This is a genomic window from Rahnella sp. RFA10(1/100), from assembly GCF_004195115.1.
GTDB lineage: Bacteria > Pseudomonadota > Gammaproteobacteria > Enterobacterales > Enterobacteriaceae > Rahnella > Rahnella perminowiae.
This window is the reverse complement of record NZ_SEWR01000001.1, coordinates 1-25,215: the sequence shown is the minus strand read 5'-3', so window position 1 is coordinate 25,215 and position 25,215 is coordinate 1. Positions and strand designations below refer to the sequence as shown.

At 52.9% G+C, this 25,215-nt stretch carries 23 protein-coding genes; 11 read left to right on the top strand and 12 right to left on the bottom strand.

Going from position 1 to position 25,215, the window contains the following annotated elements:
* Positions 1-2: 2 nt before the first annotated feature.
* From ETV65_RS00110 to ETV65_RS00100, 3 genes are read right to left on the bottom strand one after another with little or no spacing between them, the layout of a single operon-like run.
* Positions 3-1,607 (bottom strand): carboxyl transferase domain-containing protein, encoded by a 1,605-nt coding sequence (locus ETV65_RS00110; protein ID WP_129950998.1) that lies wholly within the window; start codon positions 1,605-1,607, stop codon positions 3-5.
* A gap of 17 nt (positions 1,608-1,624) precedes the next feature.
* Positions 1,625-2,770, bottom strand: a complete 1,146-nt coding sequence (locus tag ETV65_RS00105) for an MFS transporter (RefSeq protein WP_129952100.1) — start codon at positions 2,768-2,770, stop codon at positions 1,625-1,627.
* A gap of 49 nt (positions 2,771-2,819) precedes the next feature.
* Positions 2,820-4,031, bottom strand: a complete 1,212-nt coding sequence (locus ETV65_RS00100; RefSeq protein ID WP_129950997.1) for an aminotransferase class I/II-fold pyridoxal phosphate-dependent enzyme — start codon at positions 4,029-4,031, stop codon at positions 2,820-2,822.
* A gap of 272 nt (positions 4,032-4,303) precedes the next feature.
* Between ETV65_RS00100 and ETV65_RS00095 the strand changes: the two genes are divergently transcribed.
* From ETV65_RS00095 to ETV65_RS00070, 6 genes are all read left to right on the top strand, one after another.
* The gene (locus tag ETV65_RS00095; RefSeq protein WP_129950996.1) at positions 4,304-6,490 is read left to right on the top strand and encodes a 3-hydroxyacyl-CoA dehydrogenase NAD-binding domain-containing protein; all 2,187 of its coding nucleotides are present in this window, start codon (positions 4,304-4,306) and stop codon (positions 6,488-6,490) included.
* Positions 6,491-6,500: 10 nt separating this feature from the next.
* Positions 6,501-7,664: an acetyl-CoA C-acyltransferase FadA gene (gene fadA, locus ETV65_RS00090; protein WP_129950995.1), complete on the top strand. Its 1,164-nt coding sequence runs from the start codon at positions 6,501-6,503 to the stop codon at positions 7,662-7,664.
* Positions 7,665-7,815: 151 nt separating this feature from the next.
* Positions 7,816-9,339, top strand: a complete 1,524-nt coding sequence (locus ETV65_RS00085) for an ABC transporter substrate-binding protein (protein ID WP_129950994.1) — start codon at positions 7,816-7,818, stop codon at positions 9,337-9,339.
* Position 9,340: 1 nt separating this feature from the next.
* Positions 9,341-10,270, top strand: coding sequence for an ABC transporter permease (locus ETV65_RS00080; RefSeq protein WP_129950993.1), 930 nt, complete (start codon positions 9,341-9,343; stop codon positions 10,268-10,270).
* Position 10,271: 1 nt separating this feature from the next.
* Complete coding sequence (locus ETV65_RS00075; RefSeq protein WP_129950992.1) at positions 10,272-11,135, top strand: ABC transporter permease; 864 nt, start codon at positions 10,272-10,274, stop codon at positions 11,133-11,135.
* A gap of 5 nt (positions 11,136-11,140) precedes the next feature.
* Positions 11,141-12,778 (top strand): ABC transporter ATP-binding protein, encoded by a 1,638-nt coding sequence (locus tag ETV65_RS00070; RefSeq protein WP_129950991.1) that lies wholly within the window; start codon positions 11,141-11,143, stop codon positions 12,776-12,778.
* Between the two features lie 179 nt (positions 12,779-12,957).
* Here ETV65_RS00070 and ETV65_RS00065 read toward each other — a convergent pair whose 3' ends face one another.
* Both ETV65_RS00065 and ETV65_RS00060 read right to left on the bottom strand, forming a co-directional pair.
* Entirely contained in the window at positions 12,958-13,965 is a 1,008-nt protein-coding gene (locus ETV65_RS00065) for a hypothetical protein (protein WP_129950990.1), read from the bottom strand.
* A gap of 239 nt (positions 13,966-14,204) precedes the next feature.
* Complete coding sequence (locus ETV65_RS00060; protein ID WP_205951546.1) at positions 14,205-15,080, bottom strand: LysR family transcriptional regulator; 876 nt, start codon at positions 15,078-15,080, stop codon at positions 14,205-14,207.
* A gap of 130 nt (positions 15,081-15,210) precedes the next feature.
* On the opposite strand from ETV65_RS00060, the gene gstA reads away from it, so the two are divergent.
* The gene (gene gstA, locus ETV65_RS00055) at positions 15,211-15,822 is read left to right on the top strand and encodes a glutathione transferase GstA (RefSeq protein ID WP_129950989.1); all 612 of its coding nucleotides are present in this window, start codon (positions 15,211-15,213) and stop codon (positions 15,820-15,822) included.
* Positions 15,823-15,829: 7 nt separating this feature from the next.
* Here the strand turns inward: gstA and ETV65_RS25290 are convergent, their stop codons facing one another.
* Together ETV65_RS25290 and ETV65_RS00050 are read right to left on the bottom strand one after the other, a co-directional pair.
* Positions 15,830-15,952, bottom strand: a complete 123-nt coding sequence (locus tag ETV65_RS25290; protein WP_258453513.1) for a hypothetical protein — start codon at positions 15,950-15,952, stop codon at positions 15,830-15,832.
* Positions 15,953-16,102: 150 nt separating this feature from the next.
* Positions 16,103-16,876: a helix-turn-helix transcriptional regulator gene (locus ETV65_RS00050; RefSeq protein WP_129950988.1), complete on the bottom strand. Its 774-nt coding sequence runs from the start codon at positions 16,874-16,876 to the stop codon at positions 16,103-16,105.
* A gap of 117 nt (positions 16,877-16,993) precedes the next feature.
* Here ETV65_RS00050 and ETV65_RS00045 point away from each other — a divergent pair, with 117 nt between their 5' ends.
* Positions 16,994-17,719: a type 1 glutamine amidotransferase gene (locus tag ETV65_RS00045; RefSeq protein ID WP_129950987.1), complete on the top strand. Its 726-nt coding sequence runs from the start codon at positions 16,994-16,996 to the stop codon at positions 17,717-17,719.
* A 789-nt stretch (positions 17,720-18,508) separates the two neighbouring features.
* On the opposite strand, the gene ETV65_RS00040 is transcribed toward ETV65_RS00045, so the two are convergent.
* The 3 genes from ETV65_RS00040 to ETV65_RS00030 all read right to left on the bottom strand — a co-directional run bounded on the left by ETV65_RS00040 (position 18,509) and on the right by ETV65_RS00030 (position 20,184).
* Positions 18,509-18,823, bottom strand: a complete 315-nt coding sequence (locus tag ETV65_RS00040) for a DUF6678 family protein (RefSeq protein ID WP_129950986.1) — start codon at positions 18,821-18,823, stop codon at positions 18,509-18,511.
* 35 nt (positions 18,824-18,858) lie between these two features.
* Positions 18,859-19,227, bottom strand: a complete 369-nt coding sequence (locus ETV65_RS00035) for a hypothetical protein (protein WP_235174259.1) — start codon at positions 19,225-19,227, stop codon at positions 18,859-18,861.
* Between the two features lie 507 nt (positions 19,228-19,734).
* Positions 19,735-20,184: a helix-turn-helix domain-containing protein gene (locus ETV65_RS00030; RefSeq protein ID WP_129950985.1), complete on the bottom strand. Its 450-nt coding sequence runs from the start codon at positions 20,182-20,184 to the stop codon at positions 19,735-19,737.
* A gap of 185 nt (positions 20,185-20,369) precedes the next feature.
* On the opposite strand from ETV65_RS00030, the gene ETV65_RS00025 reads away from it, so the two are divergent.
* The 3 genes from ETV65_RS00025 (at position 20,370) to ETV65_RS00015 (ending at position 22,837) form a co-directional block, all read left to right on the top strand.
* On the top strand, positions 20,370-21,005 hold the full coding sequence (locus tag ETV65_RS00025; RefSeq protein ID WP_129950984.1) for an NADPH-dependent F420 reductase: 636 nt from the start codon (positions 20,370-20,372) through the stop codon (positions 21,003-21,005).
* A 44-nt stretch (positions 21,006-21,049) separates the two neighbouring features.
* Positions 21,050-22,015: an SDR family oxidoreductase gene (locus tag ETV65_RS00020; RefSeq protein WP_129950983.1), complete on the top strand. Its 966-nt coding sequence runs from the start codon at positions 21,050-21,052 to the stop codon at positions 22,013-22,015.
* 201 nt (positions 22,016-22,216) lie between these two features.
* On the top strand, positions 22,217-22,837 hold the full coding sequence (locus ETV65_RS00015) for an NAD(P)-binding domain-containing protein (protein WP_129950982.1): 621 nt from the start codon (positions 22,217-22,219) through the stop codon (positions 22,835-22,837).
* Positions 22,838-23,095: 258 nt separating this feature from the next.
* Here ETV65_RS00015 and ETV65_RS00010 read toward each other — a convergent pair whose 3' ends face one another.
* Positions 23,096-23,764, bottom strand: coding sequence for an epimerase (locus ETV65_RS00010; RefSeq protein WP_129950981.1), 669 nt, complete (start codon positions 23,762-23,764; stop codon positions 23,096-23,098).
* Between the two features lie 105 nt (positions 23,765-23,869).
* A complete protein-coding gene (locus ETV65_RS00005; RefSeq protein ID WP_129950980.1) occupies positions 23,870-24,910 on the bottom strand; it encodes an aldehyde dehydrogenase family protein in 1,041 nt (346 codons plus the stop codon).
* Between the last annotated feature and the right edge of the window lie 305 nt (positions 24,911-25,215).

Sequence of the window (25,215 nt, the reverse complement as noted above, 5' to 3'; positions counted from 1 at the left end):
GTTCACATCCTGAAAACGCCAAAATGGGTCGTCTGCTGGGGTGCCTGGTGGGCAAGCGCAAGTCCCAACGCCAGCCAGTCGCGGGTATGTTCGGGAAGAATAACGGCATCCACCCACAAACGTGCAGCGACATACAATGCCTGTCCCTGCCGGTCATAAGCATCGCGGACCGGTTGTTTGACCCGTTCAGCCTCTTCAGCGGTGAAAGGTTGGCCTTTTTTTTCTAAATGCTCCTCACGCATCAGTGCCATCACCGTTGCCGCCTGCTCGCTGCCGACGACAGACATTTTCGCGTTCGGCCACATTGCCATGAGCTGCGGGCCAAGCGCGCGACCACACATCGCCAGATTGCCCGCCCCAAAGCTGCCGCCAATCAGGACAGAGAATTTAGGCACACGGGCGCAGGCGACCGCATTCATCATTTTGGCTCCGTGTTTGGCAATGCCCCCGGCTTCATACTCCGGCCCCACCATGAAGCCGTTGATGTTATGCAGGAACAACAAGGGGATATTGCGCTGTACACACAGCTCGATAAAGTTCGCCGCCTTCTGCGCGCTTTCTGAATACAGCACCCCGTCATTAATCAACACCCCGACCGGAAAACCGCCGATATGGCCCGTTCCGCAAATGAGCGTGCGCCCATAGCGGGCTTTGTATTCCGTCAGCTCGCTGCCGTCCAGCAGGCGGGCAAGAATCTCCCGAACGGGGATAGGTTCACGCGGATTTGCGCTGATAATGCCAGGGATCTGGCGCGGATCGAACAGCGGCTCAACCGCCGCCATCGGCGGTGACGCAAGCTTACCGGCATCGCTGCGGGCAATAATGTCACGGACAATGTGCAACGCATGACGGTCATGTTCTGCATAGTGGTCGGCCACACCGCTATCCAGCGTATGGACATCGGCACCGCCAAGGGTCTGGGCATCAACAATTACCCCCGTTGCAGCACGCACCAGCTGCGGGCCGCCGAGGAAAATAGTGCCGTTGTCTTTGACAATCACCGTTTCGTCGCACATTGCGGGTATATATGCTCCTCCTGCGGTACAGGAACCCAACACCGCCGCGATCTGGGGTAAACCCGCCGCGGACATTTCAGCAATATTGCGAAAAATGCGCCCGATATGATGTTCATCAGGAAAAATCTCTTCCTGAAGCGGCAAATAAACGCCCCCCGAGTCCATCAGATAGACGCTGGGAAGTGCCATTTCACGGGCAATCTGCTGCATGCGCAGATGCTTCTTCAATGTCAGCGGATAATATGCACCGCCTTTTACCGAAGCATCATTGGCGTAAATCGCCACTGCGCGATTTTTAACAATACCGATACCGGTCACGATCCCGGCCGACGGCACCGAATGTTCATATACCTGATGAGCAGCCAACTGCCCAATTTCAACAAAGGCGCTGCCTACGTCAATCAGCAGGGCGATACGTTCACGGGCTGAAAGTTTGCCACGCGCCGCCTGTTTCTGACGAGCCGCCTCCCCTCCTCCCTGGAGCGCCGCTTGCCGCGCTTCATCTATTGGCTGCTGCATCCGGGCAAATGCCTGCTGGTTTTCACGAAACGTCGGATTATCGGTGTAATGACGTGCTGCAATTGTCGCCATGGTGCCTCTCTTAGAAATTAAGCGTGGACTTTGAACCGGGCGATCAGAAAACTCGCCAGTCCGGTCAGCAAGATGGCCAGCGTCCATGTGCCGTGATGCTCCAGCAGCACGGCAAATGAGGAGGCAATTCCCGCCATCCCCTGCTGCAGAAACCCGCACAGCGCCATCGCGTAAGCTCCGAAATCCTTACCATCGTTCACCGCCGCCGACATGCTGCTTGGGAACATCACCGCCTGGCCGAAAATAATCAGACAATACAGCAGGATAAAAATAACCAGTCCCGATGTGTGGCTAAGTAGCCCAGTCCACCACAGAACAAGCAGCGCCAGCGCGGAGATCGCGACCATCAACGAGCCACGACGCATTAAGGTGACCACTCCCGTAGCGTGCACGATGCGATTTACCGTCAATGCGCCGGCCAGATAGGAGATGCCGATAAGCAGGCCAAAGAGACCAAAGCTGGTCACCTCCAGACCAAAACTCTGCTGCATGACAAACGGACTGACTTCCTGCAATGTCACGGTCGTGGCAAAGCCCAGCCCTCCCACGCACGCTGGCCAGAAAAAACCTGGGCGCCGCAGAATGGTTAAGTAGGCATGCGCCATACCCTTGCTGATCCTGGCAGGTTCGGCATACGCCATCGGCACCGTCAGTGAGAAAAGCAGCGCAACAAAGCCGGTGGCGGCCAGCACCAGGAAGGCAACCTGCCAGTGCAGGTAATAGCTGATAAGTCCGCCGATAAACTGTCCGCCGCCCAGCGCGGTAATAAACGCTACCGACAATACGGAAAGTCGTTTTGCCAGTTCCGCACCACTCCAGTTATCTTTAACCAGAATGCGCCCGATAATCGCGGCTCCCCCCGCGCCGATCCCCTGCAAGGCACGTAAAACCAGAAGCAGGTTAGCGTCCCTGCACCACGCCAGCAGCAGGCTGGTGCCGATAAATAACACCAGCGATAATGTCAGTGAGATGCGCCGTCCATAGCGGTCTGCCGCCGCTCCCCAGAAAATAACGGGCACCGCCGCGCCGACGACGAAAATCGAGATCGACAACTCTGTCGCGCTCTGGGTCATCCCAAGCTCCCGCATCACGACCGGAAGTGAAGGAAGGTAGATGGTGGTCGCCATCTGCGTCATGAACACGACCAGACAGGCCAGCGACATGATCCTCAACGAAAGCGTGTCCACGGCCGGAACACGGTAACTTTCAGATTCATTCATAGTTCGCTCGCAACTGGTTGACGTGTCCGGCAAACTCCGCAATCTCACTGCGGCTGATGTTTGAACGTAGCATAATGCGCAAACCTGCTTTACCGCGCGCAATGACCGGGAAGAAAATCGGCGAGGTATAAAAACCACGTTCAAATAGCGTTTTGGCGATTGAGATGGTCGCTTCCTCGGAACCTATCTGAATAAAACGTATTGGCAGCCCGTCATTGTGATTGTCGTTTGCAATCAGCGAATCAAAATATTCGATATTTTGCTGCAGTTGATTCTGTAATTGCGTCAGCTCTTGAGTGTGATGAAGGGCGACCGACGCCAGGATCCCACCGAGCCCGGCAGTATTGATACGTTGTGACCAGAGGAATGGACCGGCAAAGCGAGAAATGAGCGTACGCTGTTCGTTATAAGGTCGCCGGCCAATAAACACCGCCCCTCCCGAAGCACCAAACCCCTTATTGAGAGAAGTAATAATGACCGTCCGGTCATTAATTTCTCCGAGCGTATCCAGTACAAGTCCCCTGCCAAGTTTACCCACAGTAGACAGGCCATGAGCCTCATCAAATAACAGGAACAGGCCATATTTTTCCTGTAAATGCAGAAGTTCTTTTACCGGAGCCTGGCCACCGGTGCTGTAAACCCCATCTGCCACATAGGCCACGCGCGGATATTTTTTGCAGATCGCTTCCAGTTGTTCCAGATCATTATGAGCAATGGTAATGACTTCGGTTTCATCAGCGCATACCGGTTTCATGATGTTAAGACAGAAATGAGCATTTTTATCGAAGACCAGCACCGGCGGTTGATTCTCCGTCAGCGCCCCGGATGCAACCAGCGGCAAAATACCCTGAGCAGCAGCGGCACAGGAGGCGACAGTAATCACGTCTGCACCAATAAGATCGGCCAGCGCCTGCTCAGCTTGCCCCAGTAGCTCAAACTGGATGCGTATGCGCGAGGTGGAGGTATTGAGCGAACCATTACTTTGCAAGGCGGCAATGGCCTGCCGGAGAATTTCAGGGTGTGAATCAAGCCCCAGATAAGAATATGAGGACATATTCACAAAGCGGTGATCACTGTTGACTTGCTGATGATGACCATTGCCAAGATTGGTGATTGCCAGGTTCGATAAACCTGAGTCCTGTGTTACCTGCCAGAAGCTGTTACTGATCTGAACGGCTTTCTTAATATTACTCCAGGTATTCATGCAGTTTGTCCCGTTTTAGTTAAGTTGGAATAAACTTGCATCAGAATGTAAAGAAAGTTAAATGCCAATTCTTAATATAATAACCCGGAAAAACATAATAAAATTTTTAATTAACACTCTACATTTTTGTATATTAAACATCAAAATCGGCATTTAAACCCTTCATCTATTTTGTGCTAATCATTATTAAGCCGAATAAAGGCTCAGCAAATACTGTGACGATTAAATCCTTGTCGCTGGCTTTCTTTCACCCGAATAAATGAGGTGTAAAAATGCTTTTTCATGGCCGTGAAATGACCGTTAACTGGCTGGATAATGGGTTAGCAGAGCTGGTTCTGAATAGCACCGCAGCCAAAGTTAATACCATGAATTCCGTTTTCTTTGAGGAACTCTATGCAGCATTAACTATAGCTCGCAATCATAATGAAATTAAGGGGCTATTAATTCGCTCGGCTAAAAATAACTTTAATCTCGGTGCCGATTTGTATGAATTACATAGTTTGCAATATCGGCAGGATAATAGCCTCGACGTCTGGATCAACAACGCTAATAAATCGTTAGACTTACTTAATTATTTGCCCTTCCCTACGCTTGCGGCGATTGACGGCGCGGCACTGGGCGGGGGCTGTGAACTGGCGCTGGCCTGCGATTTTCGCATCGCCACACCGGCTTCAAGTCTGGGCCTGCCGGAAGTGAGCCTGGGTCTCATTCCGGGCTTTGGCGGCACAGTGCGACTTCCCCGTCTGGTGGGGGTCGATCATGCCCTGGAGCTTATCACCACCGGCCAGTCTTCTGATGCCGACCGCGCCCTGAAACTGGGCCTGATCGATGCCAGGATCGCTCAGTCGCAACTCCTGAGTGCGGCGACACATATGCTGACCGGTGCTTCGCAGGGTGAATTGGACTGGCGGGTCGCACGGCGTGAAAAACAGGCCCCGCTGCGCCTGAGCACAACAGAGTCTGTTATGACATTCTTCCATGCGTCTGCAGGGGTAAAAAATTCGGTACAGAAGTATAAGGCGGCCGCGGTTGCTGCTATCAGTACTGTCGAGTTTTCAGCCTCCCATGCCCACCGCGAAGCCTCAGACGCCGAACGCCAGCAGTTTCTCAGGCTGGCGCGCACGGACGAAGCAAAGTCCTCTATCGGGGCGTTCCTCAGCAAAAGACAGGTCATCAGACGGGCAGAAACGCTGGCGGCATATGGTCAGCCTGTTGAACAGGTCGCGGTACTGGGCTCCGGGATTATGGGTAAGGGAATCGCTTATCTTTCTGCTTTGCATGGCGTACCCGCGTTGATACACGCTAACAGACCGCAATCCCAGCTCGCTGCGCTGGATGCTCCTAAAAAATGGCTTAACCAGCTTCTGGCGAAAAATCAGATTGACGGAAATCACATGGCCCGCGTGCTGTCAGACATACGCGTAACAGCAGGCTATAAAGGGCTTGATCTGGCCGGGATAGTGATTGAATCCGTGGTAGAGGATAAAGCGGTAAAAGCCCTCGTGCTGGCCACGGCAGAGCAAAACATTGCCCGGGACACCGTGCTGGTCACCAATACCTCAACGTTTGGGGTTGGTGAACTGGCACGCGGACTGACACGACCGACGCAATTTTGCGGCCTGCATTTCTTTAATCCGGCGCAGCGCATGCCGCTGGTGGAAATTATTCGCAGTGAAAACACCTCGGATGCCACGCTGGCAACCGTGGTGGCCTATGCCAGGAGGCTGGGAAAGACCCCCGTGATCGTCAAAGACAGGCCGGGATTCTTTATCAACCGGGTGCTCTTCGCTTACCTGAGCGGTTTGCTGATGCTGGTGCGTGATGGCATCAGCTTCCGCCATATTGACCGGGTAATGGAAGATGCCTTTGGCTGGCCAATGGGCCCGGCATGGTTGCTGGATGTTATCGGGATCGATACCGCACACGCCATTTTTAAACAGCTTTCTGCCGCCTGGCCCGAGCGTTTTAACGCCGATACCATGGCAATTATTGATTTTCTTCACGCACATCAGCGTCTGGGAGAAAAAACAGGACAGGGATTTTATCGCTATCAGCAGGACAAGAAGGGCCGCAGCCAGCGTGTGGCAGATAAAGATTTTGAGACGAAGCTGGCCGCACTGCAGTCTCCCCCTGTGCCGCTGAGCGAAGATGACATTATCGATCGCATGATGATCCCGATGGTGAATGAAGTTATCCGCTGCCTTGAAGAAGGCGTGATCGGCTCCGCTGCTGAAGCAGATACCGCATTGATTCAGGGGCTGGGGTTCCCGGTTTATCGCGGCGGTGCATGCCGTTATGTCGATACCCGGGGTACGGCAAACTTTAACCGCGCGGCCCGGCACTTTAGCGCGCTGGGTGGCCTCTATCAGTTACCTGCATTGCTGCTTTCCCCTGCTCACCAGAGCGCACCGTTTTATCCTCATCCCACCGCCGATGCTCAACGCAGCGTACTGGCATAAGGAATATTCAATGGAAAATGTCGTTATTGTAGATGCGATCAGAACGCCGATGGGCCGCGCCCGTGAAGGTGCATTTCGCCATGTCCGCGCAGAAGCCCTTTCAGCACATGTGATGCGCGAGCTGCTGGCCAGACAACCCGGCCTGTCGTCAACAAACATTGACGATATTTACTGGGGATGCGTACAGCAAACGCTGGAGCAAGGATTTAATATCGCCCGTAATGCGGCACTGCTGGCGGAAATACCTCACACGGTGCCTGCGACGACGGTGAACAGGCTTTGCGGTTCATCCATGCAGGCGTTACATGATGCCGCGCGGGCCATCATGGTTGGTGACGCTACTCTTTGTATCGCCGGGGGGGTTGAACATATGGGCCATGTTCCGATGACCCATGGCATTGATTTTCATCCCGCCCTGAGTAAAACCGTTGCCCGTGCGGCAGGCAACATGGGGCTCACGGCGGAGCTACTGGCAAAAATGCATAATATCAGTCGGGAAATGCAGGATGAATTTGCGCTGCGTTCCCATCAGCGGGCCGCACATGCAAGTCTTAAGGGGCTTTTTGATGCAGAGATCGTGCCTACCCACGGTCATGATGCTCATGGCGCACTGGTTCGCCATCAAAAAGATGAGGTCATCCGCCCGGAAACCAGCCTGGACAGTCTCAATAATCTGCGACCCGTTTTTGATCCTCATACGGGAACGGTCACTGCAGGGACGTCGTCGTCACTGGCAGACGGCGCATCAGCAGTCTTACTGGCCAGCGAGTCGTATGCACGTGCCCATGGCCTGCCTGTACGCGCCCGTATACGTGCCATGGCAGTGGTGGGCAGTCAGCCTTCAACCATGGGTTACGGCCCCGTTCCGGCCAGCGAATTAGCACTGAAACGCGCCCGGCTATCCATCGAAGATATCGACCTGTTTGAGCTTAATGAAGCCTTCGCCGCGCAGGTGTTGTCCTGCATTAAAGGGCTGGGTCTGCTTGACCAGATGGACGACAAGATTAATCAACATGGCGGCGCCATCGCACTCGGCCATCCTTTGGGATGCACCGGGACCCGCATTACCACCACATTAATCAACCTGCTGGAACAGCGTGACAGGCAATTTGGCCTCGCCACGATGTGTATCGGGCTGGGCCAGGGGATCGCCACCGTTTTTGAGCGCGCCTGAATCAGGGTATGCGGGAAGCGCAGATCCGTATGCATTCTTCCATATTCTCAAATTAGATATAAATAGCATTTTTTATTACTTTTATGAGCATCTTCAACTTTGTAGGGTGAGGTCATACCCTCAGAGCCTGAATACCCCGGAGCAAGGAATAATGAAAAAAAAAGCGGCAGTAGGATTATTATTAGCGGCACTGGTCGCAACGGCCCACGCAGCAGAATCGCCTGTATCGGGCGGGACATTAAATGTCGCCTTAGGTAGCGACACCCCTATCATCGATCCTTCCATTACCGGTTACTCAGTCACGGCCTTGATTACCCGTAATGTCGTGGACTCGCTGGTAGGGCAAGCCGGGGATAACCGTTTTACCCCGTGGCTTGCCTTGCGCTGGGAGATTAACGACAATCACACGCAATATACCTTCCACCTGCGCAAGGACGTGACCTTCAGCGACAAAACCCGGCTGGACGCGCAGGCGGTTAAATATAATTTGGATCGCATCCTGGATCCCAAAACTACCTCAAGCTATGCGAAATCGCTGCTTGGCCCGATCGACAGCATCACCACACCGGATGATTTTACCGTGGTGATCCACTATAAGACGCCGTTTGCGCCACTGTTGCAGGGTCTGAGTCTGCCTTATCTCGGTATACAATCACCGACCTATCTGAAGAACACCCCAAATACCAGCAACACCGTCGTGGGATCGGGGCCTTTTATCCTTAAATCCTTCGTCAAGGGCAACGGCAGCCAGCTGACACGCCGTGATGATTATCAATGGGGGCCGGGCTATGCGCACCATCAGGGTCCTGCATGGCTCTCCGCCATTAACTTTAAATATCTGCCGGAATCCTCTGTCCGATTGGGCGCATTAACCAGCGGGCAGGTGCAGGCCATTGATGCCGTTCCTCCCGCCAATGTCCGTGCACTTCAGCGTAATCCACAAGTCAGTATTCTGACCAAAGAAAATCCGGGCATTCCACGGGTGTTGTACCTCAATACGTCTAAAGGTCCGTTCAGCGACGTTAACGTCCGGCAGGCGTTTCTGCATGCGGTCGATCCCGCTTCTGCGGTAAAAGTCGCTTTCTTTGGTACGCTGAAACCTGCGGATAGCGTGCTGGGGCCACAAACACTTTATTACGACGCTAACGCCCGCGTTTCCGCAGCCCAGCCGGCAAAACAACTCAGCCCGGGGCAGCCGTTGACCGTGCATTTTCTCTATGACCCGGCATCGACCGAAAGCGCGGATGTCACCCTGTTCCAGGCCATCCAGTTCCAGGTGAAGAAAGCCGGTTTTAACCTTCAGTTTGATCCGGTTGACAGTGGTATCTTCAGCGCGCGTACCGCCAGCAACGACTACGATATCGTCTCGAATTTCTACGTGCGCGCCGAACCGGATATTCTGCGTACCGTTTTTCACTCAGCCTACATCCCACCTAAAGGTGCCAACTACAGTCACGTTAATGCACTGGACGATAAACTAACGCTGGCAATTGGTGCTCCTGATGCACAACGGAAACAGATATACAGTGATATCCAGCGCCAGGTGATTGATCAGGCCTATGTCGTTCCGCTGTACATACCGGCGTATCAGTTGGGGATCAGCAAAAAAGTCCAGGGTATCAGTTGGGCTACCAACGCTAAACCTAACTTTTATGATGCCTGGCTGAGCAACTGATATGGCAAAAATTGTCCTGCACCGCCTGCTCTCCATTATTGCCGTCCTGTGGGGAGCGGCCACGCTGACGTTTATAGCTATCAAACTGATACCTGGCGATCCGATACTTATCATGAGCGGCGGCGAGAACGTCGTTGATGATGCCTGGCGCGCAACGATGACGGCGAAACTTGGGCTGGATCAGCCTCTCTGGGCGCAGTATTTGCATTATTGCGGCCAGGCGCTGCTGGGCCATTTCGGTGAGAGTTTCCAGTTCCGGGCACCGGTAACCACAGTCATTACTGCCGCGCTGATACAGACCCAGACACTGGCAGGTTGCGCGCTTCTGCTGGCGGTATTACTGGCTACGCTCAACGCTCTGGCGACCTCCGGGCGCTGGTGGCCACTGCGCGCACTGTTCTCCGGGTTGGAACTTTGTCTGCTGAGTACACCGGTCTACTGGATTGGTATTATTCTGCTGAGCATTTTCAGTTTCCGCCTGAACTGGTTTCCGGTAACGGGTAACGACGGCTGGGTTTCGCTGGTGCTTCCGATTATCGCACTGAGCCTGCCACTGACAGCCATCCTCAGTCAGGTGCTGCGTGACGGTCTGGAAGAGGCCCTGCAACAGCCGTTTGCCATGACGGTTCGTACCCGTGGCGCGGGCGAGACGTTGCTACGCCTGCGCCACGGACTGCGTCATGCATCGCTTGCCGCTTCTACACTGACCGGTACCATGCTGGCGAATCTGCTCAGCGGATCCATCCTGACCGAAACTGTTTTCGGCCGCGCCGGGTTGGGTAAAATCACGCTTCAGGCCATTGCCAGCCGCGATATGCCGCTTATCCTTGGTCTGGTAATGCTTTCAGCATTGTTATTTATCGTCATAAACTTGCTGATGGACGTGATTTATCTGTTCATCGATCCTCGTCTTCGTAACAGGTCATTCTGATATGAGTAGCGATCCGGCCCTTATCCTTAACCGTCAGCGTGACAGATCGCGCCCGGCGCACCCGTTACTCACGTTAAAAAGCCTGCTCCCGGCAATAGCCATTGTATTGCTGGTGCTGATTGCCATTGCACCGTACTGGTTTACCCACAGCTTGCCGGATGATATGGATATGGAGGCCATATTGCAGTCGCCTTCGCTACACCATTGGTTCGGTACCGACGCGCTGGGACGTGACGTTTACACCCGCGTGATATACGGATCAGCGTTGTCGCTGAGTATTGGTGTTGGCGCCACCCTGATTGCGGGCTGTGGCGGGATTCTGCTTGGTGTAATCGCCTCATTGGGGCCCCGTCCGATACGGTTTATGGTGGTGCGCCTGCTGGATATCCTGCTGGCCTTCCCGGAACTATTGCTGGCATTGCTGGTAATCGCCGTACTGGGGCGCGGCCCGTCCAATACGCTGCTGGCAGTGGGTTTATCGGGTATCGCGGGGTATGCGCGGCTGCTACGGTCACAAATCCTCCAGGTGCGACTATCGGGTTATGTGCAACAAGCCATCGCCCTCGGCGAAACGCCTTTCACCATCATCATGCGGCATATTATTCCCAACTCGCTGCGCCCGTTGCTGATTGTGTTAACCATCGGCATTGGTCAGGCTGTCCTGAGCGCGTCTGCGTTGAGCTTTCTGGGCCTGGGGGTGGTGCCGCCTACCGCAGAATGGGGGGCGTTGCTGGCTGACGGCCGCGACTTTCTCGACATTGCGCCATGGATAAGCCTGCTGCCCGCGAGCGTGGTGGCGCTGTCGGTGATTGCGCTCACACTGGCCGGCCGCCGCTTGCAAACAATTGCATCAAAAGGAGCGTAACCATTATGGAGAACAACCGTCCTGTTAACCCGCTGCTGGAGGTATCGCATCTCACGGTAAGTTTCGCGGATGTCGAGGTGGTCAAGGGACTGTCATTTAACCTGTATGCGGGTGAGATCCTGGCGCTGGTCGGGGAATCCGGTTCGGGTAAGTCGGTCACCGCGCGCGCACTGGTTGGGCTGGCAGGTGAAAAAGCCAGCGTTGACGCACAACGACTGCGACTGACAACAGCGGATGGCAAAGCACAGGATCTGCTTGCCTCAGGAGATCCTCAGTGGAAAGCCCTGCGTGGTAAAGAGATTGGTTTTGTCTTACAGGATGCACTGACATCTCTCGATCCTTTACGCACCATCGGGCAGGAGGTGGCAGAGGCGCTACAGTTGCATCGGCGTGTGCCACGACGGGATATTGATCGCCAGGTCGCCGGGCTGCTCACCTCCGCAGGCATTCCTGACCCCCATCATCGTATGCAGCAGTACAGCCATCAGCTTTCCGGCGGCCTGAGGCAGCGCGCCCTGATAGCCTCCGCACTGGCAGCGGGGCCACAGATGCTGATTGCAGATGAACCCACCACTGCCCTGGATGTGACGGTACAACAACATATCCTCCTTTTGTTTCGCCAACTGGCGGATCGCGGGCACGCGGTATTGTTGATTACCCACGATCTGTCCGTCGTGTCACAAATCGCCGATCGCGTACTGGTGATGCAACAGGGTATCGGTGTTGAACAGGGCGAAGCAGCCCGGGTTTTAGCGGCACCACAGCATCCCTATACACGGAAACTATTAAGTGCTATTCCCGGCGTTCATACCCGTCACCGCTGGCTTTCAACATCGGGCAACGTGCCCGATCCCAGGATGAAGGCGGCTTCTGAACAGGTGGTGCTTCGTGCCGATCGCCTGTCACTGGCTTATCCCCGTGGTGATGGTTCAACACACCAGGTTCTGAAGCAGGTCTCTCTGTCGCTGCGCCGGGGAGAGACATTGGGACTGGTCGGCGAATCAGGATGCGGGAAAACGACACTTGGCAAGATTTTACTCGCGTTGCAGTCCCCCCACTCCGGTGAGGTCAGGCTTAACAATCAGGCCTGGAGCAGCATGTCTGAAAAACAACGTCGCCCGTTGCGGGGGCGAATTCAGACTATCACACAGGACCCGCTTGGCTCGTTCAACCCCCAGTACACAATTGGGCAAATCATCCGTCAGCCATTAAAGCTCATCCCAGGTCTGAACCGGGAAGAGATAGAGAATAAAATACTGCTGCTGATGAAGCAGGTAGGGCTGTCTCCTGAATTACTGACACGTCGCCCGCAAACACTCTCAGGTGGGCAGCGGCAACGTGTGGCAATAGCCCAGGCGCTGGCCTCTGATCCTGATATCATGATTTGCGATGAGCCAGTTTCAGCACTGGATGTCACGACCCAGGCGCAGGTTTTGGACCTGTTGAAAACCCTGCAACACCAGTTGGGCCTGGCCATTCTGCTAATCTCACATGACCCAGGCGTAGTGCTCCATATGAGTCATCGCGTCATCGTTATGAAGGATGGAGAGATTATCGAAACCGGGGAGGCAGAGGCATTGATCACGCAGCCCAAGCAGGATTACACCCGGCAATTATTTACCGCAATAAGTGAAACAAAATGAGTCCCGTTCGCTACGGGAATATCTACGGCGTCGGGTTAGCAGTGGGATAAGTGATAAAACGTGTATGAAAATATAGCGGGAAACTTACTGGAATAGCGGATAAAGTCGTCAATACGATAACGGCCTTGCTCATGCAGAGCATAATTTACATATATTGCATCATATTATTAGTGACAGTGTCACGTACGTTTTCCTAAGTCGGCCAATGCGTACCTCCCTCGTTCAGATACTGATAGCGATGTATCTGATGCCAGTATTTTTGCCAGTCTGAATGCTTCATCTCCAATATGATCTAATTCCTTGATTAGCATTTCTCCTGCTATACGCCGAACAATAGGTGAACGGTCAATGGTTGCCATTTTTAAATTCTCAAGAAAAGGCCTTTTGGTATCTATTATTCGCTCCTTTAAAACAGGAACGCTGCGTCTTATGCCATATGCTTTGTCAATCCACTGCCATGTCATTCCCTCAGCCCAAACGAATTTGCTTTCAAACAGACAACGATATGCTTTTGCTCGCAGGGTGGGTTGAACCGATGATTCTGCAATCTCTGTCAGAAAGGCGTCTAATGCATTTATACGACCGGCTTGCATAAATACAGTGGCAACAGGTCCCGATGTGGAATAAATAAGCCGTTTTTTAAGAGACTCGGTTACTTTCTCCATTAAAATAATTTTCATCAGAATATCTTTTTCTCTATCACCCATTCTCCCCCATGAATTCCAGTAGGGGAGCGTTATAAACAAGACATCAACGATAATCTCCGGGTCTGAACATTCAGCGATTAATGGTAATACATCACGTGTAGCCTCTCTTACCTGAGGAACCCAGTCATTAAGTTTCCGGACGACCAAAGCAAATAAAAAACTATTTGGTGCTCCACCTGATAATGTCCTTAATGCTTTTTCCCGCCTGAAACCATCAGCATTACAAACATCCAGCCATTTGAGAGAACCAATCAGGTAATTCTTAAATCTTGCGTATTGTGGATGAGACGTTTGAAGTGACGATGAAATTGTCCAACGGATCAAACATTCCCAGTAATCAAGGTTTTTTAATGGCAGTTTCGAGCTTGCAGCAATAAACGTTGATATATCCGGTCTGATAACCTGATACAAAACATCAAAGGTAAGTGATTTATTTACAGATGTAATAACTTCCTGTTGAAGGCTATCCTGCAGTTGCATGCGCTAATTTCCCCTGAAAATTTTATAGCTGCCAGATCTTTTTAAAGTAGCGATAGCGTAAAGTCAACTCGCGTTTGCCCGCTTACTATTTGTCAGCACATATATATCAATCCTTGAATATATTATCAGGACGTTAATTCATGGCTGTCGGCAAGCAGCTCGTGTATTTCCCTGGACGACTATGGTCCGGAAAGGATCACACTGACCCAGTACTCTTTGTTGATAGGATAGATAGCTAATCATCCTCCTTTACGCAGCCCTTGCAGTAATGCCTGCGTCGCACCGGAAGATTTTCCAGATGGCGAACATACGAGACAAAATTCACGGTGTATAGAAGGTGTCACCGGTACCACGCACAAGCCCCGCAATTCATCTGGCAGGGCAGATTCAGGCACCAGCGCCACCCCCATGCCTTCACGCACCAGCATGCAGGCGCTGACCCAATCCCGTACTTTTACGCGTACATCGGAGAGGTGCAAGCCTGCCTGCTCCATCAGGCTTTTTCCATTAACGACACATCCGCCTGTCGCGAGAATAAAGGGTTGGTCGGCCAGTTCCTCTAGCGTTATGCCATGCGCCCTTTCATTGCGCCCCTGCAAATGATGGGATGGCATTACCGCTACCCACGCATCCTGACCCAAAACCACGTCTGCTCTTCCCGGTACAGGGTTCATCACCACACCCAGTTCAACAGTGTCTGCTGCAATCCATTCCTCCACTTCCTCATCCGTACCTTCCAGTACCACCACTTCTGTGCCCGGATGCAGGCGTTTAAAGTCGCGCAGCAGTCCAGGAAGAAATGTGGAAGTCACTGAGGGAAAACTGGCGAGGCGAATCCTTCCGCCATGTAGACCACGGCTCTCATCAGCCAGCACGCGGATCGCATTCAGGCTCGCAAGCATTCTCCTTGCCTGTTCAATAACCTGCTCACCCAGTGCGGTGACGCCGATGTGCCGACGCTCCCGCGTGAACACCGGGAACCCAAGTGAAGCCTCTAACTGGGCGATAGCCTGACTGGCGCCGGACTGAGTCATTCCTACCTCTTCAGCGGCGCGTGAGATATTACTGGCATCCGCAACGGCTACCAGTAAGCGCCAGTGCACAAGATTCATCATGCGTATCAGTAGCTCATCTAATAGTTAATTTGTTAATCATTAATTTTACAGCAGGAAACACATTACGCACAGTGTGTTCAGGAACGCACAGCACATTGTTAAACAGCTTTTCAATTTTATCGGAGAGATAATGAAACTTTATTACGCCCCGGATACCTGTTCGCTTTCACCACACATCGTTCTGCGTGAACTCGGGCTTGAATTTGAACTGGTTAAAGTGGACAACAGAAGCAAACTCACCGCTGACGGACGTGACTTCCGTACCATTAACCCTAAAGGTTATGTCGCCGCACTGGAACTGGACAATGGCCAGATACTGACCGAAGGTCCGGCAATTGTGCAGTACCTCGCTGACCTGAAGCCGGAAAGAGGGCTGGCACCGCGAGCGGACAGTTGGGCGCGAGTGCGCCTGCAGGAGTGGCTAAACTTTATCACCACTGAAATACACGCGGGATCCGCACCGCTTTTCAACTCAACACTGCCTGAAGACGTCAGGTCGATTTTTCGTGAAAAACTCTTCCGGCGGTTCGATTTTCTGCAGGATACGCTCAATGAAAATGCCTATCTGACGGGCCCGTCGTTCAGCGTTGCTGATGCTTACCTTTTCACCGTGCTGGGTTGGTGTAAATTCTTTTCCATCGAACTGAATCGCTGGCCTGTATTAACGGCCTATAGGGAAAATATTTATGCCCGTCCTGCCGTGCAGGCGGCCTTACTGGCAGAAGCCTCTCAGCTGGCGTAGAAATTGGTCACATCGGCAAAAGATAACCTTCCGGCAACCCGGTATCGGCTCTTTCCGTGACAATCCGGTAACCGGCAGTGGGTACCGGTTTGATATTTTTATTCTTTTTGTTTTCCTGTTTTTGCAGCATGCAGAATATGTATGCTGCATCAGTCAACTGGCAGTGCCGTTATCAGCGTCGAAGTCCAGAACGTGGCCAGAAAAAGGGCTGCAAGCACCGACGCGGTGGCATGGATCTGACGCTTCATCATTTGTGCTCTGCCAGGGATTTTTCATGAAATTACGGCAAAAAATTACGGGGTGTGGAATCCAAAATGGCACGAAAAGCCGCTGTAAATGCGGCCGGACATGAGAATCCAAGCTGGTAAGCGACCTGCTTAATGGGCATGCCATTGGCGAGAAGATCTAACGAAGCACAAATCCTGGCTCTTTGCTTCCAGGTTCTGAAACTGAATCCTGTATCCCTGATAAACAGTCTCGAGAAGGTACGTTCAGACATTGTGGCGATATGAGCCAGCTCACTAAGCGACGCTTCCCAGCGATAGCTGACCATTATCTCTCTGGCTGCACAGAATAAGCGCTCATCACGGGGCATAGGAAGTTGCGCAGTTAAGGGGGTTGCCTCGCTGAGGATCTCCAGAAGCAACAGGGCCATTTTCCGTTGACCCGCTTCGCTATAGTCCTCACTGAATAACCCGGCTATCAATTCTTTCACCAGCCCGGTAGCGGTAATGACGTGCACGTGCTTACTCTTCGTAAAGTTCGTGCATTCAGCGATAAGGTTGCTGCTGAAATAGATGGCGCGCAGGTCTGTCTGCGATAGCAGGTTATAACTGTGGATCTGAAGAGGCGGTATCCATAACGCGCGCTGAGGAGGTATTACCCAGCGGTTTCCCTCCGTTTCAACCAGCATAACTCCCCTGGTGGCAAAGAGCAGTTGTCCTTCAATATGATAATGAGGAGGATCAGCTTCCCCGCGTTGATAGCATATGGCGGTGCCTGACCAGCCTGTGGCGTCATCGTGTCTTGGCGCTTTATCTATACTACCTGGCATTTCAGATTCAGCCCCTGCAAGTATGATAATCAGGTTGAAACATCCAGTCTGGAACAATATTGGCTGGGTGAGACGTAAAAAAGAAGATTATCATAAGTTTGACAGGAGCATATGCCAATGCGAGTACACTTCATCGTACATGAAAGTTTTGAAGCACCGGGGGCCTATGAAACATGGGCAAGAGTACGGGGTCATGACGTCACTTTTTCCCGTGTTTATGCAGGTGAAAAGCTCCCATATGATGCTCATGGCATCGATTTATTGATTGTCATGGGTGGACCACAGGATCCGGCCGTGACCCTTGAAGAGTGCGCCCATTTTAACTCAAAAGCTGAGCAGGCTTTAATTGCTTCGGCCATAAAGTCTGGTAAAGCCGTCATTGGTATTTGCTTAGGTTCTCAGCTGATTGGTGAAGCGCTTGATGCCCCGTTTGCCCCCAGTCCAGAAAAAGAGATAGGTAAGTTCCCGATTTTCCTGACCGAGGCGGGCAGTAAAAATGAGATGTTTACCCATTTTGGCGCAACGCTGGAAGTAGGTCACTGGCATAACGATATGCCGGGCCTGACGGCTCATGCTGAAATTATCGCCTACAGTGAAGGGTGTCCGCGTCAAATCGTGGCTTATTCCGATTTAGTTTACGGATTCCAGTGCCATATGGAGCTTACCCCGGACGTGGTTGAACGGCTGATTGCCCATTCCGCGAAAGACCTGAACCGGGCCGCAGACTATCGCTTCGTCAATACCGTGGAAGAGCTGCGTACACATGATTACACTGAAATGAATAAGGTTTTGTTCACTTTTCTCGACAAACTTGATGCGCGATACAAATCGGCAAAAACATGAAATAAAGTCCGGAGTTTTCCTTTTGCGGGCTATTTTACTCACGAAAGATTTTGCAGCGTCCGTTCCTGGCACAGGCTGTGCGAAAACCCTGACCAAAAACTGAAGTGCGCACGTCTACGCAAAATCTGGAATTGATCGACTGGTTAGTAGAGCCGAATTTTACGTATGAGCGCGGTTTTCAGCTCTGTTTTTGGCAGTTTCAGCGGCCAAAAAAGTTTTCACACAGCCTGGGCACGAAGCAGACCAGTGTGAGGTTCGTTAGGTCCGCTGCGAGCGAGGAGCGGGCATTCTTGTACAAAGCATGTCGCTAGATTACAGTGAAGCCATTGATTGACAAGTGAGTCGAGCCAGACGAGCAGCCAATGAAACAGAAACTTCGCCAACGTAACCAAGCCTGGATATCTAGGCAATTGCAACGTGCACAAAAAGAAGGAATGCCGTTAAGTTTCTTTATTAACTTTCCTTCAATACGCTCAGCTGCATGTAATGGTGAGCGCCTTAAACGACGTGGTCGTCTCAAGCCGGACTGGGATCGCGCATTGTTTCATCCGGGTTGAGGAGAAGTGCCGATTGTTGGGCGAAAAGGCAAAGTTTATTGGTTTGAGGGATTTAATAAGGAACAGTTGCCTGGTGAATTGTTGCAGCTGTGGGAAGATGCCTGACTGTATTGACTTTGACCTGATAGCTTTCAGTGCAACATTTAATCCACTCTATAGTCAGCGAAGAGCGGAAGCCAATTTGACACAACAACTAAAGTAATCCTGTTGACCGCTTAACGGTTTTGTCCAGCTAAAGATAATCCACATTGCTGACTGAATCTGCGTACCCCAAAATCCTATAACCCGTGGAAGTCTCCATTCCTGGGAGATGAATAGCCCGAAGAATAGTGCCAACCGTGGCATGCTGCTCAACTGAATTAGTCAAAACATCAAGATACTGGATATCCAAATAGCCGCCCTCTCTGAAATGGTAAAACCATTCGCCATCAACTACGGATTCATAGCCATTGAGAAACGTCATTTTCCATAAAGGAGGAGATTCCATGCCAACCATTGCCAAGCGGATTTCATTCCATTTTGTATTATTCATGCAGCTATAAAGCATTCGAACCTCCCAGGATCAGCTACCAAGAACGATATTTAGTCAATTATTGCGGATGGTTTTTCATTCTCGGGTGACCAATAGCCACCACTGCCATGATATGTTTCAGTTCCTAATACAAATTGAGTGTCGCAATGGTTACATACAAAATGATAATCAACTATATCGCCCCATATCATCTTTTCAGAACACTCATTAAAGCTATATTGGTTCAAATCATCAGTTACTTCAATCTCGGTCAGAATCCCTTCGTTGAGCGCATACTTTGCAATACGGATTGCCTTACGTAATTGTTCAGGTTGACGTATAACGTATTTAACACATAGATCCAAGCAGTGCTCACAACTCATCAAACAGCCCTCCATACGGATGATTTCTTGCCTTGGCTTAACCCAACCACTCACCACTGTAAACAAATCAAATTCTTCATCTCCTCTTTACACATGGCAACTGTGACCTTCAGGAATGACGTTAACCACGTCCGCTCCTGGCACAAAGCTGCCTGTCAAATCTCTTTGTACATAGTTCCACTTAGGGCAGATTCTTCGATGTTCGCTCTAGTTACGCCTCCCTTGCGGTGGACACCACAGTAACGATCATCACATGCAGAAGATCGCTGAAACCAGATTTATGTAACCCACCACTTTTAGTGGTCACCCTGGTGGTCTTGACAGGAAGAGAGTTCAGGTTTGTCTTTCTTATCAAAAAAGTTACAGGCAAAGGCAAACCCAGCCAGAGAAACAAAATTAAAGAAGCCCGCCCAGGGAAACCTGAGCGGGCTTTTTGCTTTTCCGTTTGGGAAAAGTGACATATTTTTCAGCTTGGCTTTTCGGCTTGAAAGCCCGATGGCAGGCACCCGGCATCGTTTTCACGTTGTTCTTTCTGCGCGTGACAGGGCACGCTTGCCGTCTTACTCATTGCTTGCCAGCGGGAAACATGCATCCGCCATGGCGAACCAGCGCCTTCACCTCTTCGCTCACTTCCACGGGGTTTCGACTTAATCGATCAACCCACTCCCTGCGGTGCAATACGTACGACTTCGAATCGTGCTTCGCGCTCCAGAGGACGATGTTAAGCATGACAGGAATCAGGTCGAGGCCTTTCTCGGTCAGAGTGTATAAATCCTTGCGCCCGTCGTCGGGGCTGGGTGCTCTCGCAAGAACCCCCTGCTGTTCAAGAAAGGCAAGGCGGGACGCCAGGACATTGGTCGCGATGCCCTCTTCTGATTTCATAAACTCGCCATAGGTCTTCTTACCGGTAAAAACGATGTCGCGAATGATCAAGAGCGACCACCGGTCGCCAAAGATCTCCACGCCATAGTTGACCGCGCAATGGGACCGAATTTCTTTATTCGTCGTTTTCATGGCGGGATCTTACATCGCTTGTCTATCGCAAGCAAACCCTCCTCTTTTTTTCACTTGTTTTTTACAAGTTATTTTACTTGTTTATTGCAAGTGACAAGGCTAGCATGACCTGTATGTTAAGTCCGGTTGTGGGATCGCACCTGCAATCCATGAATGATTAACCCCTATCCGTAAGGAAATTGCACATGAGCACTATCAGCATCATCGGCTCCGGCGGCATGGCGGCGGCGATCGGCGGTCTTGCCGCCAGGGCCGGACACCTCGTCGAGGTAATGAGTCGCGACGTTGACAAGGCTCGGGCGCTGGCCGGGCAGATCGGAGCCGGTGCAACGACGGGAACCTTCGGCGCCACCCCGGCCGGGAACATCGTCATCCTGGCGGTTCCCTACTCCGCCGTTCTCGGCGTGCTGAAGCAGTACGGCGAAAAGCTGGCGGGCAAGCTTCTTATCGACATCACCAATCCCATCAAAACCGACTTCTCAAGCTTCCTGACGCCTGAAGACAGTTTCGGCGCGCGGGAGATCGCCAGGGCCGCCCCTGCCGATGCGGATATCGTCAAGGCATTCAACACCCAGTTTTCCCACGTGCTGGCCGTGGGTTCAGTCAAAGGTCACCGGCTGGACGTGTTCATCGCCGGGGACAACGCGCAGGCGAAGGCACATGTCTCGGCGTTCATCGAGAGCCTCGGGCTGCGCCCGATGGATACCGGGCCGCTGTTCATGGCGCGGACGCTGGAGCACGCCTGCATGCTGTGTCTGGGCCTCATGACCCACTCCGTCAGGCACACCAACTTCTCGATCGGCGTCAGCCTTCCCGGTTGAGCGCACGACACCCCCACTCATATCGCACCTAAAAGGAAAATATCATGCACGTTTTAGTCACTGGCGGGACCGGCCATATAGGCTCGTACATCATTCCCGAACTTATCGCCGCCGGCCACGAGGTCACCGGCCTGGCCAGGTCGGATAAATCCGCCGCGGCGGTGTCCGCGCTCGGCGCCAGGGTGCGTCGCGGGGATATTTCCGATCTGGATGGGCTCAGGGCGGCGGCTGCGGAGTCCGATGGCGTCATCCACGTCGCGCACAGGCAAGACCTGCTTCCCGTCGGCGGGATTGACGCCGTAGCAGCAGCAGAACTCCAGGTCATGCACGCGTACGGCGAGGCATTGGCCGGAACCGGAAAACCGCTGGTCGTTTCGGGGAGCATTGGCTCGCCCACGAACCTGGGCTGGACGGCGCCCGGGGCCAGCTTCCTGGACCGACCGGCGACCGAAGAGGACCCGGCCCTTCCCGGCGGCGATGCGTACAAGGGCTCCCTGCGGGTCCGTAATGTCGTGGAACTCGCGGTAATCGGCCTTGCGGAGCGCGGCGTGCGATCCTCGATCGTGCGGATCCCCACCATCGCGCACAGCACAACCGACAATGCCGGGTTCCTCCCGATACTGATTAAGCTCGCGAAGGAGAAGGGTGTCATCGGCTACCCAGGAGACGGCGCAAACCTGTGGCCGGCCGTGCATGCCCGCGACCTCGCCTCGCTGTTCCGCCTGGCGCTGGAGAAGGGTCCGGCCGGCAAGACCTGGCATGGGCTCGAGAGCGAGGGCATCCCGTTCCGCGAGATCGCCGAGGCCATTGGCAGCCGCCTGGGCCTGCCTGCGGTGAGCATTCCCGCCGACGAACTCATGCTGCCGGGATACTTTGGGTTCCTCGCGAATCTGGTCACGCTGAACCTCCCGGCATCCAGCCTCATCACCCGCCAGACCCTCGGCTGGGAACCCGCCCAGCCCGGGCTGCTCGCCGGTTTGGACAACGGTCATTACTTCCCTGCCAGTTGAGTTGAGCTGTGACAGGGATTCGGCTCGCAACGAGCCTGGCAGACGGCGGTGTCGCGATGCCCTGCCCCGTTCGGGCAAAGACTTTGCCGACCCGGCAATGGCATCAGGGATGACGCGGGAGGCCCGACGCACACGACATATCAACCGGGGAGGCCCGTTTAGCAATGACGGGCAATCCCCCAACTCACGAGGAATCAGCATATGAGCACTATCAGCATCATAGGAGCAGGAGGCATGGCCACGGCCATCGCCAGGCGTACCGCCAAGGCTGGACATACCCTTGAAGTGATCGGACGCGACACTGCCAGGGCCCAGACGCTGGCCGACCAGCTGGCAGCCGGCGTGACCATAGGGACCTACGGCGCTGCGCCGGCGGGCGACATCGTCATTCTCGCCGTGCCGTACAGCAGCGTTGCGGCGGTGGTGGCCGACTTTGGCGAAGCGCTCGGCAACAAGGTGATCATCGATATCACTAACCCGGTTGCCCCCGACCTCTCGGGCCTCGTCACTCCCCACGGCAGTTCCGGTGCGCAGGAGACCGCCAGGCTCCTCCCCGCCAACGCGCATGTCGTGAAGGCGTTCAACACCCTCTTCGGCCACGTACTGGCCAGGGGTGGGCACCTCGACGCGTTCATCGCAGCCGACGATGCGCAGGCGAAGGCACGCGTCTCGACCTTCATCGAAAGTCTCGGGTTGCGTCCGTTCGATGTCGGCGGCCTGCAAATGGCCAAGACGCTAGAGTCGCTCGGCCTGATGATGATCGGCCTGGCCAAGAATGGCGCCGGCAGCTGGGACATCGCCATGAAAGTCGATATCGGCTGAATCAGACACCACATGTTCACCGGCTGGACTGGCGCGGGCCTCACGATAACGCGAGGCCAATAGCGACCATTTTGGTGCTCTTGACAGGAGGGGAGTTTTTCTTAGTTATTAGCCAATTAATGGAAATGGCGTTCCCGGTCAGAGGAGCCCTATTAGATAAGCCCGCTTAGGGAAACTTAAGTGGGCTTTTTGGTTTTTTGACCGGCGGTTATGAGCAAGAAGCGGACATTTTTAAGTAAGAACAAACAGTGACTGTTATTATTTTTTGGCAAGCAGGCAGATATCTTCTTTTCCGAGGACGGACTTACCGTAACCATAGCGTACGGCATTCAGCATGGCTTTTCCCATTTCTTCAGTGGTAATAATGCTGTTGGGAAAGAGGCGTTTTAAGGCAGGAAAGAATGGTGACAGTATGGTGTAAAAAATTCTGTAGACCGTAGTTTTAGAGCGAATACCGTCAAGAGGCCATATTATTGCAGGGCGAAACATCAGTGCCGAAGTGAAGCCAAGCCTGAGCAGGCTATTTTCTGTTTTACCCTTAACTCTTGCCCACATGCTTTTTCCCGCTTCAGAGCTGTCTGTCCCTGCACCCGAGACATAGATAAAGGTTATATCCGGATCTAACCGTACCAGGTCTGAGGCAACATCAAGTGTCAGTTTAAAAGTAATACGACTGTATTCTTCCTCTGACAGACCTGATGCGCTCACGCCCAGACAAAAAAAGCAGGCATCCCATTTTCCCGCTGCATTCAAGCCAGCCAGCGGTGAAATCAAGTCATCTGTAACAACCTGATTAAGGCGGGTATGGCATTCAGGCAATGGCGAACGAACGATAACGGTTACAGTTTCGACATCTTTTGCTTTCATGCACTCGCGCAATACGCCCTGGCCGACCATCCCGGATGCGCCATAGATTAAAACTCTCATTATCCAACCTCTGGTGTCTGCCTGGTATGAATCCCCCCACACTCTCTGCTGGTCTGTGAAGGGACCGGGCGCTATTGAAATAAACAGCGGAATTATCAATTAGCTTCAGGCTATCGTCTTATATTCCAGGTAACTCTGAATGCCATACGCACCGTTCTCCCTTCCGATACCTGACTGCTTCATGCCGCCGAAAGGAGCGAAAGAGGTATAAGCAAATGCATTAACCGAAACCGTTCCGGCCTGAATCTGCTCAGCGACTTTTCTCGCATTCGCTAAATCCTCTCCGCTGACGTAGCCCGCCAAGCCATAGGATGAATCATTGGCGATATCGATCGCTTCCTGCTCATTTTTATAGGAAATGACGCACAATACAGGCCCGAAAATTTCTTCACGTGCGATGGTCATATTATTTGTTACGTTGATAAAGACGGTGGGTTTAACAAAGTTACCGTCTTCAAGCCCTTCAGGGTTCCCGGGGCCGCCAGTCAGTATTTCGCCGCCTTCCTCAATGCCTGTTTTAATATACTCCTGTACGCGCTGGTACTGCGTCCGGGAGACCATTGGACCAATAACCGTATCTGAATCCTGAGGCAGACCGACTTTCAGTTGCCCGACGGCCTGTTTCAGCGCGGTCGTAATTTCATCGTAACGGCTTTCCGGCACCAGAATTCGGGTGCCTGCAATGCACGCCTGGCCACTGTTCAGGAAACCTGACTGAAGGATGAATGGCAGCGCTTTGTTCAGGTCAGCATCCTCAAGAACTATATGGGCTGACTTGCCCCCCAGCTCCAGAGTAACTCTCTTCAGGGTGTCGGCGCTGCGAGCGGCAATACTTTTACCCACGGCAGTTGACCCGGTAAAGGAAATTTTGGCTACGTCCGGGTTAATGGTCAGCTCCACGCCAACCACGTCGCCGCGGCCATTAACAACATTGATGACTCCTGCCGGCAATCCGGCGGCGTCAACGCATTCCATCAGGATTTGGGTCTGTAGTGCGCTCATTTCGCTGGGTTTGGTTACCACGGTGCAGCCAGCGGCAAGCGCGGCTGCAGCTTTGTTGCAGAAGTACACGATGTTGGCATTCCACGGTGTAATGTGTGCAGCTACGCCGACGGGATGCAGTGATACTTCGGCCTGACCCACCATTTTTTCAAGGGGACGTCTTTAAGGCTTTCTTTAACGCTCAGAATAGCGCCACAGGCTGCCTGGACAAGATCCCTAGCTATCTGATGTGGGCCGCCATATTCCTCAACAAGAGCCTGAACGTGTTCATCTGCCCGCGACGCTACTGCATCATGAAACCGCTGTAAATATTCTGCACGCTGATGAACTGAACCCCGAATGTTGGACTTTTTAAACCTTCATTCGGAGTTCATATGAAATACAATTTTCAAATCAAACTTATGGCCGTCAGGCATTACCTTGATGGTCGTGACGGCTACAAACTCACT

Coding starts and splice junctions, on each gene's coding strand:
- ETV65_RS00095 (WP_129950996.1), top strand. CDS start 4,304: ATGCTTTTTCATGGCCGTGAAATGACCGTTAACTGGCTGGATAATGGG.
- ETV65_RS00105 (WP_129952100.1), bottom strand. CDS start 2,770: ATGTCGCTGGCCTGTCTGGTCGTGTTCATGACGCAGATGGCGACCACC.
- ETV65_RS00085 (WP_129950994.1), top strand. CDS start 7,816: ATGAAAAAAAAAGCGGCAGTAGGATTATTATTAGCGGCACTGGTCGCA.
- ETV65_RS00050 (WP_129950988.1), bottom strand. CDS start 16,876: ATGCCAGGTAGTATAGATAAAGCGCCAAGACACGATGACGCCACAGGC.
- gstA (WP_129950989.1), top strand. CDS start 15,211: ATGAAACTTTATTACGCCCCGGATACCTGTTCGCTTTCACCACACATC.
- ETV65_RS00070 (WP_129950991.1), top strand. CDS start 11,141: ATGGAGAACAACCGTCCTGTTAACCCGCTGCTGGAGGTATCGCATCTC.
- ETV65_RS00020 (WP_129950983.1), top strand. CDS start 21,050: ATGCACGTTTTAGTCACTGGCGGGACCGGCCATATAGGCTCGTACATC.
- ETV65_RS00010 (WP_129950981.1), bottom strand. CDS start 23,764: ATGAGAGTTTTAATCTATGGCGCATCCGGGATGGTCGGCCAGGGCGTA.
- ETV65_RS00080 (WP_129950993.1), top strand. CDS start 9,341: ATGGCAAAAATTGTCCTGCACCGCCTGCTCTCCATTATTGCCGTCCTG.
- ETV65_RS25290 (WP_258453513.1), bottom strand. CDS start 15,952: ATGCTGCAAAAACAGGAAAACAAAAAGAATAAAAATATCAAACCGGTA.
- ETV65_RS00110 (WP_129950998.1), bottom strand. CDS start 1,607: ATGGCGACAATTGCAGCACGTCATTACACCGATAATCCGACGTTTCGT.
- ETV65_RS00005 (WP_129950980.1), bottom strand. CDS start 24,910: ATGGTGGGTCAGGCCGAAGTATCACTGCATCCCGTCGGCGTAGCTGCA.
- ETV65_RS00040 (WP_129950986.1), bottom strand. CDS start 18,823: ATGCTTTATAGCTGCATGAATAATACAAAATGGAATGAAATCCGCTTG.
- ETV65_RS00015 (WP_129950982.1), top strand. CDS start 22,217: ATGAGCACTATCAGCATCATAGGAGCAGGAGGCATGGCCACGGCCATC.
- ETV65_RS00100 (WP_129950997.1), bottom strand. CDS start 4,031: ATGAATACCTGGAGTAATATTAAGAAAGCCGTTCAGATCAGTAACAGC.
- ETV65_RS00065 (WP_129950990.1), bottom strand. CDS start 13,965: ATGCAACTGCAGGATAGCCTTCAACAGGAAGTTATTACATCTGTAAAT.
- ETV65_RS00060 (WP_205951546.1), bottom strand. CDS start 15,080: ATGATGAATCTTGTGCACTGGCGCTTACTGGTAGCCGTTGCGGATGCC.
- ETV65_RS00025 (WP_129950984.1), top strand. CDS start 20,370: ATGAGCACTATCAGCATCATCGGCTCCGGCGGCATGGCGGCGGCGATC.
- fadA (WP_129950995.1), top strand. CDS start 6,501: ATGGAAAATGTCGTTATTGTAGATGCGATCAGAACGCCGATGGGCCGC.
- ETV65_RS00030 (WP_129950985.1), bottom strand. CDS start 20,184: ATGAAAACGACGAATAAAGAAATTCGGTCCCATTGCGCGGTCAACTAT.
- ETV65_RS00045 (WP_129950987.1), top strand. CDS start 16,994: ATGCGAGTACACTTCATCGTACATGAAAGTTTTGAAGCACCGGGGGCC.
- ETV65_RS00075 (WP_129950992.1), top strand. CDS start 10,272: ATGAGTAGCGATCCGGCCCTTATCCTTAACCGTCAGCGTGACAGATCG.